This window comes from Desulfovibrio sp. GTC20076 (genome assembly GCF_055385905.1).
In genome coordinates this window covers 348223-358701 of record NZ_AP039366.1, presented here as the reverse complement: position 1 = coordinate 358701, position 10479 = coordinate 348223, and the positions used below count along the sequence as shown (strand labels likewise).

General features: G+C 47.4%; 7 protein-coding genes and 1 pseudogene. 7 read left to right on the top strand and 1 reads right to left on the bottom strand.

All coding sequences use genetic code 11. The annotated features are described in order from the left end of the window. Positions 1 to 158: 158 nt before the first annotated feature. From ACZ495_RS01625 to ACZ495_RS01615, 3 genes are read left to right on the top strand one after another with little or no spacing between them, the layout of a single operon-like run. On the top strand, positions 159 to 2462 hold the full coding sequence (locus tag ACZ495_RS01625) for a DNA topoisomerase 3 (protein ID WP_407844093.1): 2304 nt from the start codon (positions 159 to 161) through the stop codon (positions 2460 to 2462). A gap of 20 nt (positions 2463 to 2482) precedes the next feature. Then, positions 2483 to 3391 carry a recombination-associated protein RdgC gene (gene rdgC / locus ACZ495_RS01620; RefSeq protein WP_407844092.1) on the top strand — a complete coding sequence of 303 codons (909 nt, stop codon included), beginning with the start codon at positions 2483 to 2485 and terminating at the stop codon, positions 3389 to 3391. Between the two features lie 56 nt (positions 3392 to 3447). Beyond that, positions 3448 to 4038: a phage tail protein gene (locus ACZ495_RS01615; protein ID WP_407844091.1), complete on the top strand. Its 591-nt coding sequence runs from the start codon at positions 3448 to 3450 to the stop codon at positions 4036 to 4038. A 5-nt stretch (positions 4039 to 4043) separates the two neighbouring features. Here the strand turns inward: ACZ495_RS01615 and ACZ495_RS01610 are convergent. Next, a pseudogene (locus tag ACZ495_RS01610) lies at positions 4044 to 4235 on the bottom strand (IS3 family transposase); the annotation flags it as partial. 296 nt (positions 4236 to 4531) lie between these two features. Between ACZ495_RS01610 and ACZ495_RS01605 the strand changes: the two are divergent. From ACZ495_RS01605 to ACZ495_RS01590, 4 genes are all read left to right on the top strand, one after another. Next, positions 4532 to 5638 carry a glycosyltransferase gene (locus ACZ495_RS01605; protein WP_407844090.1) on the top strand — a complete coding sequence of 369 codons (1107 nt, stop codon included), beginning with the start codon at positions 4532 to 4534 and terminating at the stop codon, positions 5636 to 5638. Continuing rightward, positions 5635 to 6939 (top strand): lipopolysaccharide biosynthesis protein, encoded by a 1305-nt coding sequence (locus ACZ495_RS01600; protein ID WP_407844089.1) that lies wholly within the window; start codon positions 5635 to 5637, stop codon positions 6937 to 6939. The genes ACZ495_RS01605 and ACZ495_RS01600 overlap by 4 nt, the downstream gene beginning before the upstream one ends. After that, on the top strand, positions 6936 to 7835 hold the full coding sequence (locus ACZ495_RS01595) for a glycosyltransferase family 2 protein (RefSeq protein ID WP_407844088.1): 900 nt from the start codon (positions 6936 to 6938) through the stop codon (positions 7833 to 7835). Before ACZ495_RS01600 ends, ACZ495_RS01595 begins: the two co-directional genes overlap by 4 nt. Positions 7836 to 8107: 272 nt before the next feature. Then, complete coding sequence (locus ACZ495_RS01590; protein ID WP_407844087.1) at positions 8108 to 10420, top strand: glycosyltransferase; 2313 nt, start codon at positions 8108 to 8110, stop codon at positions 10418 to 10420. Positions 10421 to 10479: the final 59 nt, after the last annotated feature.

Below are 10479 nucleotides of genomic sequence, written 5' to 3'. Positions count from 1 at the left end.
CGTTAATCCCATTTATTTGTGGTGCGGCTTTCATGTTTCTATTCGGCATGCTTGCCACCATCGTGAGCGGCCATTTCAAGCCACGTCTGGCCAGGGGTTCTGTAGCCCGTGATGGAACGGTTGATTTTAAGTAATTCCACAGACTGCAAGGAATAACCATGCGACTTTACATTGCGGAAAAGCCATCCCTCGGCAGAGCCATTGCCGAATCTCTGGGCATCAGCGCCAAAAACAATGGCTATATCACCTGCGGCTCGGACATTGTAACTTGGTGCTTTGGACACCTTTTCGAACTTTATAACCCTGACGACTATGATCCAACGTGGAGCAATTGGAGCATTGTCCCGATCATACCGCCCACTTGGAAAATGAAGCCTCGGGAAAGCTGCATCATCCAGATAAAAATCATTGGTGATCTTCTCCGCCAGGCCGCGTCTATCGTCCACGCTGGCGACCCAGACCGCGAGGGACAACTTCTTGTGGATGAGGTACTGGAGCATTTTGGTTATCACGGGCCGGTAGAGCGCATTTGGCTGGCCTCCCTTGATGCTCGTTCTGTGGCCAAGGCCTTGAACAGCCTGACCAGCAATACTCGGTATGCTCCGCTGCGTGACGCTGCCCGCGCCCGCTCCCAAGCTGACTGGCTCATTGGCCTGAATGCTACCCGTGCTTTGACAAATATGGGCAGGGACGCCGGTATTTCCGCCACGCTTTCTCTCGGGCGGGTTCAGACGCCAGTGCTGAACCTCGTTGTTACCCGTGATCGGGAAATTTCCGCCTTCAAAGCCCAAGACTATATGGTCCTTCAAGGACACTTCGATCATCCTTCCGGTCAGTTCACGGCGAAATTTGTCCCAGGGGAACTCCAAACGGGCCTTGACGCACAAGGCCGCCTTATTGACTTGGTTGCCGCTGAATCGATTATCAAGGCAGTACGCGACAAGCAAGGCGATGTAGCTTCAGTTGTCAAAGAGAATAAACAGAAAGCTCCTCCCCTGCCGTATTGCCTCTCCAGTCTTCAAAAAGCGGCATCAGCCCGATGGGGCATGACCGCTCAACAAGTGCTTGATGTAGCACAGCGTCTTTATGAAAAAAAGCTGACTACCTATCCACGCTCAGACTGCTCATATCTGCCGGTTGAGCAATGGGACGATGCGGGGCGTATCCTGTCGGCCCTGGCTTGCCAGCCGAACTTGGAAAAGGCCGCACATGGTGCCGACCCACAGATGAAATCCAGTGCTTGGAACACGGCAAAGGTCACAGCCCACCACGCGATCATTCCAACAGGAGATCTTCCCGGCCCCCTCTCCGCTGAAGAGTTGGCCGTGTATGAAATGATTGCCACGGCCTATATCCTCCAGTTCTATCCCGCCATGAAATTTGTTTTCCAGAAAATTCAAGTCAAGGCAGCGGATACACTCTGGGAAGCCACTGGCCGGCACATAACGGAGCATGGTTGGACGAGCGTGACGCATGAGGATGAGGAAGACGGACAGCAGGAAAAAGAACAGTCCCTTCCTTCGGTGTCTCAGGGCGATACCGTGACTTGTGTTGTTGTGGACATTCAAAAAAAGAAAACGACCCCGCCCCCTCGTTTCACCGAAGGTAGCCTTATTGAGGCCATGGCCAATATCCATAGGTTTGTTGAAGATGCAGCCGCCAAAGCTACGCTGCGCGAAAATGAGGGGATAGGTACGGAAGCAACCCGTGCCGGCATCCTGGAGACCCTTAAAAAGCGCGGCTATCTCACCCCACAGGGCAAAGCGTTGGTTTCCACACGCCTGGCCGGCCAGGTCGTTGACCTCACCCCACAGGGGCTCAAAGATCCAGTCACCACGGCCAAATGGGAAAGCCGTCTTCAGAGCATTGCTGAAGGCAAAGATTCCCTGGAGGCCTTCATGGCGGACCAGCTCCAAGCGCTGCCCAGGTTGCTTGAGCCTTTACTTTCCGGACAGACATCTATCAGAGCTGATGGCCCGGTGTTTCCCTGCTCCACCTGCAGCAAGCCTCTCCAGAAGCGCCAAAGTGAAACAGGCCCATACTGGAGTTGCTTCCGAAAGGATCTGCACCCTGATGGGAAGCCAGTTTTTTTCCCTGACGTTCATGGACGCCCTGGCGCACAAAAGCGCGGCCCTGAGCAGACGAATTTCAAATGCGAAAAATGCGGTATAGCCCTTCAGCACTTAAAGGGGAAAAAGAAAAACGGCGCGGGAACATATGATTTCTTTAAGTGCCCGAACTGCGAAAGCACTTTCAATAACCAGGCCGGCAAACCGACAGCACGGGAAGAACCCAAGGATTCTGGTTTCAACTGCCCGGATTGTGGTAAGCCGCTGCGCCCATTCAAGGGGATCAGCAAACGAACTCGAAAGGTATTCAGCGTCTTTAATTGTTCAGGTTATCCCGCCTGCAAAGCGTCCTTCTTCGAGAAGGATGGCAAGCCGAATTTCACCAAAAAATAAACATCCTCCAGGAGACTACCATGGCCTTTTTGCGCACAAGCACTGACCTGACCGTATACCGCATCAATGATCCGGCTGCTGTTACAGCCGACAAGCTGAAACGCCATGCCTTTCGGCCCATTGACGACCTCACAACCGAAGAAATAGCTGTGGGCTGGACTAATATCGATGACATGCTTGATACGGCCTGGGCGCTGTCAGTTCCAGAAAAAGGGGAATGGCTTTGTTTCACTTTCCGACGCGATAAAAGGAGCATCCCTGGGGCTGCCTTGAAAAAACTATACGCGGAAGCTCTGAAAAATGAAAAAGAGAGCACCCCTGAACAAAAGTTCATCAGCCGAAAGCGAAAGGCAGAACTGAAGGGACTGGTTAAACTTCGGATGCTTCCAAATATTGAACCGTCCCCCGCCCTGGTTGACGTGGCCCTGAACATGCATTCTGGCTTATTGCTTGTCAGTTGCTCTGCCAAGGGGCTTTTGGCCAGCTTTGAAGAACTCATGACCAATACTTTTGGCGTGGAGCTTCAGCAGCCGGAAGCCTCGGCCGACGTGCAAGCTATACTGCGCGGCCTTTACAATGAATCCCTCCAGATTGCCCACAATGACTTTACCTATCAGCTTTCTGAAGCTGGCCATATCACCCTTGCCGGAACCAATGACGATGGGGACGTACAGATTGTTGTCAAAAATGATAGAGCCAGCGCGGATGCAGGGCTTGCGTCAGGGCTTTCGATCACCAAACTGAAGCTCACAATTGAACGTGACGATGCGTTATCTTGGACTTTCAAGCTGAACTCTTCAATGAGCTTTTCCGGTTTGAAATCCCCGGCAGCGGAAGCAACGGGCAAAGATGAGGCGGCACTTCTTGAAAAGCTCTACCTGATTGAACAGGCCGTGGGCGTGACCTGGAAGGTGTTCGGCGTCAACTAGAGAATGCTACAAGGGCTGGCCAGAGCGGCCAGCCCATTTCTCCAGGAGAAATTTCTATGTTACAACGGCTTCGCTCATTTTTCACTATTTGTCTTCTGATTTTCCCTCTGCTTGCAACACTGCCGACGCCAGTCAGCGGGGCCGACGCGACCAGCTTTGATCCTACAACCGTAGCAGTAGAAGCAAAATCGGTCGGGGGTGTACCTGTCGGCTTTATTTTACCTTGGCCGGTTGGTCAAAATCCGGCCGATTTTCAAAATACGGACGGAAGCTATAACTGGCTTGAATGTAATGGACAATCCATTAACGCAGCAGTTTACCCAGAACTGTTTGCTTTGGTGGGGCCGGCCGTGCCTGACTTAAGGGGGCTTTTTTTGCGTGGCCAAGGTGGCAATAGCGCAGCGCTCGGCATCCAGCAGGGAGATGCAATACGAAATATAACTGGAACATTTGGTGGGCATGCCATTGGCTGGAAAGGCGGGTGGGGTAGTGGCCCATTTTATTCATGGAACTCTGGAGATAGAGGGTCAGGAGGCAACGGACAGGGGACATCATGGGGCTTTGATGCCAGCCGCATTGTCCCCACAGCTGATGAAAACCGTCCTGTAAACATGGCCGTGCGATACCTCATGCGCGCCCGGCCATAAGCATAGGGAAGTGAAAAGTCGATCTCAATGCCAAGCCCTTCTCTGTTAAAGTCGTCAATAACGTTCAACAGGCGTATACAGCGACCGTTTTGCAACTGATCGTGCATAAAGTCCATTGACCATACTTGATTTATGGCCTTCGGTACGGCAAGCGGTTCCGGCTTTTCGCGTTTTAGACGCCTGCGCGGTTTAAATCGGGACGTTTTCATGCAAAATCTCCGGTTGCTCTATTCTCGGAAATTCTACTTTTAAACGCTACTTTTTTCTGGGGGGATTACCTAACAGCTGATTCATACGATTCAACTTTGTTTTACAATAAGTCTTGAAGTTATGAGACTCCACGTGATAAGATATAAAGTCAAAAGAATTTTTAGAAGCTTACTACATTAAATCTTTGTTCCTTCATTGAACAATCTGAAATGCTTAGTTTAGCAGGGGTAGCTTCAAGTACCTGCGACTTTCAGCCGAGCACTGACGAGAGGGGTTGTACAGCGTGAGCTCCGAGCAATGTAGAATACTACACATAGTTGAATCTTTTGGCGGTGGCTGTCTTACCGCTCTTTCACTCTTAACAAAAAGTTTAACAAAGAATTATCAGCACACTATAGTTTACAGTAACCGCAACGAGACAGTAAAAAATTTTCGAGACAATTTCCAAGATCATGTTAACTTTATCCCTCTAAATATGAACTTGTCAGCAAATCCAGCACATATTTTATTTACTCTTATATCACTAAAAAAAATAATTTCTGAAAATAATCCCCATGTGGTACACTGCCATTCATCTATTGCAGGAGTCTTTGGCAGAATCGCTTCTAGGCTCGCAGGAGTTCCATCCCTGTACACACCACATGCCTACGCCTTTTTGCGCTCAGACATTGGGGCAATTGCGCGAACTGGCATTAGATCTATCGAGTGGGGACTAGCAAAAATAGGCACTGCCATTGCGGCTTGTGGCGATGAAGAATATCTGTTGGCACTACGCCTGTCGGGCGATGAGCAGAAGGTTTTTTTAGCCCACAATGCTATTGATCTTGTAATGATCGATGCCATTAGTGATACACGTACGCCAAAATCTGAAACGAACAAGATCCAAGTAGGAACTTGTGGCAGGCTGACGAACCAGCACGGACTCGATTGGTTTGTTCATGCTGCAACAAGTTTACAATATGAAGCCAGCTGGGTTTGGGTTGGAGCCAAAGCAGATTCACGCGATCTCCCCGCTTTTGTTAAACGCACGGGCTGGGTTGACAATAAAATCGCCCTGAACTGCGTGGCAAGCATGGATATTTTCGTACATCCAACACAGTGGGATGGTCTTTCTTATGCGTTACTTGAGGCAATGTCGTTACGCAAGCCTGTCGTAGTGTCCGACATTCCTCCCAACCGGGCTGTAGTTCAGCATGGTGTCAATGGATTTGTGGCTAAAAATGCCCCAGAAATGGAGCACTACATACGTATTTTGATTAACGACCCTGAACTTCGGCACCAGATGGGCGCGGCGGGTCGCCACTATGTCGAACAAAACCATCGCATCGATATTGTAAGACAAAACTATGATGCGATTTATCAAAACCTTGCAACCAATATAGCTCGATGAAAATCATGTCATTTGGGTGGAAAGGGCGACGCAGAATTGTAAGCGCAGTTCTTTCTTTTGGCTGCATACAGGCGGCACAAATTTTTTTGCCACTACTCGCGCTCCCCTATCTAGCTCGGATTTTGAAAGCAGATGCCTTTGGCATGATTATGTATTGGAGTGTTGTTCCAATCATAGTGGGCTTTGTACTTGACTGGGGATTTTTGCTGGGGGGAGTGCGAGAAATAGCATCTCACAGGAATGATGCTGAACGGCTTTCAGTGGCTTGGAGCAACGGACTTCTTGCAAAATTTCTGCTTGCCATGTTGGTCATAAGTCTTTCTTGCCTCCTTTTTCCAATAATTCCCCACGCGAAAGAGTCCCCCAATATGTTCTTCTGGGCCATTGGCGCGGGAGTAGCGCGCGGAGCAAATCCTCTTTGGTTTCTCCAAGGATTGGGTGATGGCAGTATTCGCAGGTTAGCACTATGGGATGTTGGTAGCAGTGCTGCATTGTTGATTATGACATTTGCTTTGGTTCACGAACCTCAAGACGGGGAAAGGTACTTGGCGCTTCTTGCCCTGTGCAAAGGTGGGGCCTATCTTTGGCTGACCATTGGCATATGTCGGCAGTATTATCAAAAAACTTCGATTAAAGCCGCATCCACGCTTTTGTGGCAAACTCGGATTTTTTTTGGGGGAGGCATTGCCGGACAACTTTATGGAAGTGTGGCGTATCTCGCGCTGGGGGGCATCCTGCCAGCAAGGGATATGGGATTTTTTCTTGCTGCGGACAAAATAGTTCGAGCAATAGTGAGCTTGAGTAATCCGCTCACACAAACGCTATTTGCTGAAATTTGTGCACTGCACGACGATCGTAATACTCGAATCCGCATACAGCAGCTGGCCCTCGGGGCCTGTCTATTACTTAGCACCTGCGCTGGAGTAGGACTTTATGTGTTGGCGCCCGAGGTCATGCGAATCGCTCTCGGCGAATCGTATGTTGCATCAGTCTGGGTGTTAAAAGCTCTGTCGATGGTTGTACCATTACTGAGCTTGAATATGATTCTTGGCCCTCAAATTTTAGTACCGCATGGAAAAGAAGCAACGCTAACGCTGGCTCAAGTAGCAGCAGCCTTAATCAGCGTACCTTGCGCTCTTTTTCTTGCTGATCGATACGGGTTAGTTGGGGCGATTTCTCTGCCAATCATTGCGGAGGGTTGTATTTTTTTGATTGTTTTGATCCAGGTGATACGAACTTACCCATGTATATTTTCAAAGTGTTCTGGTGGGTCGATTAATAAAGCAAATGCTGGTGAATGATGAGTGTCCGCGAATCCGTCCCTCTGCTTTCTGTCATTGTTCCTGTATATAATGCGGTGGAGTGGATCACCCCTTGTGTCAAAGGGCTGCTGGAGCAAAACACTCCCCCAGATGAAATCATTTTTGTGGACGATGCTTCAAGTGATGAAACACACGAGCGGTGCTCTGCGTGGCATCAACGCTTTCCTTCTCTGGTACAAGTTTTACGCCTCCCGAAAAACCTTGGCCCCGGAGCCGCGCGCAACACAGGCATCGCCGCTTCAAAAGGGAGATATGTTGCCTTTGTTGATGTGGATGACCAGCTTTGCCCTCAGATGTTTGAACAACTGCTACAGCGCATCGATGAGCGCCAGGCTGATGTAGCAATCTGTGGTATTACAATCACAGATAGGATAAAAAATAAAGTTGTGCTTCCACCTAAAGAAGAAAGCCCAGAAGCTCTTCTGGAACAAAAAATACTGTTATATTCAGTCTTCAATAAAATTTATAAACGTTCTTTTTTGGTAGACAACGGATTATCATTTATAAATTGTCGCATTGGGGAAGATATGGCTTTTTCTGTAAAACTTTTTAGTCTCCACCCAATTATTGGATGTGTCCCTGAACCTTTATACACATATATTCGTAAAGATATCAGTCTAAGTACAAACCTGGAACAGCGAAAAGAAATTTTTCTAGCGCTTGATGATCTCAAAAAATTTCTTGACTGCCACAACTTGTCAAAACAAAAAGCCACATTATATCGCAAGCTTTGCTTTTTGCATGGGGTATATTATCCCTCACGGCTATTTTTAACTGCCCTACTGCGAAATACTCATTCAGTTAAGCAACTGATATTTTCCATAGTTGGATATACCAAGGTTGCGCTATACTTCATAAAGAGAAATATCTTATGACGATACGTTCTATCGTAACATTTTTTCTTTTCCCGTGTGCTGCGTGGCAAGTTTGGATCACCAACCTCCCCAACTACTACTTACAACACCTGTTCATATGGCTACTCGTGCCTTTTATGGCCTGGGGCTATCACTCTGGGTGGTGGTCCATACGCGGAGCGTACAATCTTTTTCGACCCGCCTTACCTTGGCTAAGCATTTTTCTGCTGATACAGGTAGTTACTAGTTGGCATAGTGCGTACTATTTTGGGCAAGAAGTCATTGCAAAATCAGTGTTTTTTGATCTGATTAAGCTTTGTGCTCAACTACCGTTTTTAGCGCTCTTTGCACTCCTGGGAGTGGTAATAACCCAGACCGAACAATCCCAGCGTGCAGTTTTATATGGTGTTATCACACTTTTTTTATTCATATTTATAATCTTTTGTCTCCAGGCCACCTTTGTTTATCTAAGGGCACCGTTGGGGCATGAGTACCACCTTTATGCCCTTCCTGAAAATCCATTTATACAAAGCATCATTAACACACTTCATCCATTGTTGAAATCTATAGCTTCAATCTTTGAAGCACGATGGAAAGATGCAGTACATGATTTATATAAAGATGGTGCCTACGTCCTGGCTGCAGCAAGAATCAATGGTATTTTTGAAGAAGCTTCCATCTTTGCATCACATGTTGGAGTGGTGTTTGTCCCACTTTCAGTGGGCCTACTGGCTGTAGGGCGCCAAAAAAAATCAAAGCCATTGAAAATAATTTCCTGGATTGTTTTTATTTGCTCATGCCTTATGATGGCAGCTTGCCGATCTACAACTGGTCAAATCTTGGTTATAGTGGCAATACTTGTCTGGATTTTCATGTATCGCGCTGTACAACTGAAGAAAAATCTTCTCTTTGCTGTCATTGGGGTAATAGTTTTCGCTTCTGCTTTAAATTGCATACCTCAAGGGAATACCAATTTATTTAAGCGTATTACTGAAGGGTATGCTGCCAGTGGAAACCCGCGAGCTGTAGTATTTAGAGGCAGCTTAGCTGTGATTGCAGAGCACCCCTTTTGGGGAACTGGAAGAAGCTGGTATCTCCCCTATCTCTACACTGGAGAAGAATACCAAAAGCACCTGAACGACCGTGAGCTTGTTCATTGGAAAAAAACAAATGTTGGTGAGATGTCAGCCATATTGGCCTTCACAGCACGCTACGGCATCCCTTTCGCAGTAGGGGTTGCACTGCTTTTCTTTATGCTCGGACGACGATTGTTTTTTTTGCGAAACCTTGTTTCCAATAATCCCTGCCTCGAATTTACAGCCCCAGCCTTTTTGGCTTGGAGTGTTATGGCTTTTACAGCCCTTTTAGGGTTGTATGATTTTCGTAATACACTTCTGCTTTTGCCTTTATGCTTTTTCTTTGGGACAGCAATAAATTATAGCAAGCTTGAAAAAATAGTGAATAAATCATGTTGCATTATCATGCACAGTGTTGGTGGTGGCGGAGAAAAGATGGCTCTACTATTAGCAGCACAATTGGCAAAAAAAGAACATAGTGTTGTCATCGTTTGTTTGCGCTATCTACCAGAGCTATATAAACACTTGCCTCATGGGGTCAGCATTTCTATGCCGTCAAGCGGTGGGACATGTAAGATGTTGTATCACTTGTTACGTGTCAAAGATATTACACGCATGAGTAATACTGTTATTGGCAGCCTTGAGTTACAAAGCCTTTTTATAGCCGGACTTTTTGCTCCTGGGCGAGCCATTGGCTGGTTACATAAAGACTTGTCTGGCTACCTTGAACAGCGCGGTAATATTTATAAACGCTTGTATCGCATTTTGTTCGGTTGGGCGGCATCCAGATGCAAGACAGTAGTATGCGTGAGCGATGGCATTGTGCGCTCAAGTCAACAATTATTCCCTTGTCTCAAAGAAAAATTTATACGCATACACAATCCAATCGACCTTGATGCCATTCGGACTGCTTCTAAATCTCCTCTGCCAAAGAATGTCGAATCTTTTATAAATAAATTTCCAACAATCATTGGAGTCGGACGGTTAGAATGGCAAAAAAACTTCTCTCTGCTTCTCGATGCACACGCACTATTACTGCAACGAGGATTTGAAGTTGGCTGTTGCATTGTAGGGGAAGGAAGCGAACGTGAGCTGCTTGAAGCAAAGGCTGCAGAGCTAGGCACAAGTGAGTATGTTTTACTGCCTGGATTTTTAAACCCATATCCTGTCATGTCATGTGGGCGTGTATTAGCTCAATCCTCCCATTTTGAAGGTTTGCCGCTAGTCTTGGTCGAGGCCTTGGCTCTTGGTGTACCTGTTGTGGCGGTGGATTGCCCCAGTGGCCCGTCAGAAATTTTGGACTCTGGCCGCTACGGAATTTTGACTCCCCCCGATGCAGTTAAGCTGGCTGAGGGCATAGAGCATTACCTGCTCCATGAGGCATTAGAAAAAGAGCGTGACCGTCTCAGAAAAAGAGCAGAATGCTTCTCCCTGGCCCGACTTTTTCCAGTATGGTTAAATTTACTTTATCCAAGCAATCAACGGGTGGATAAAGATGGAAATAAGCATACGCGCGTTGGCCTGCAGTAATCAAATTTAGTCGGTTACTCAAAAAAACTGTCAACAAATTAACCCAGCTAAGCCACCGC

What these genes read in the sequence shown, in the direction of transcription:
- ACZ495_RS01625 (WP_407844093.1), top strand. Translation starts at nt 159, where the DNA reads ATGCGACTTTACATTGCGGAAAAGCCATCCCTCGGCAGAGCCATTGCC.
- rdgC (WP_407844092.1), top strand. Translation starts at nt 2,483, where the DNA reads ATGGCCTTTTTGCGCACAAGCACTGACCTGACCGTATACCGCATCAAT.
- ACZ495_RS01595 (WP_407844088.1), top strand. Translation starts at nt 6,936, where the DNA reads ATGATGAGTGTCCGCGAATCCGTCCCTCTGCTTTCTGTCATTGTTCCT.
- ACZ495_RS01600 (WP_407844089.1), top strand. Translation starts at nt 5,635, where the DNA reads ATGAAAATCATGTCATTTGGGTGGAAAGGGCGACGCAGAATTGTAAGC.
- ACZ495_RS01615 (WP_407844091.1), top strand. Translation starts at nt 3,448, where the DNA reads ATGTTACAACGGCTTCGCTCATTTTTCACTATTTGTCTTCTGATTTTC.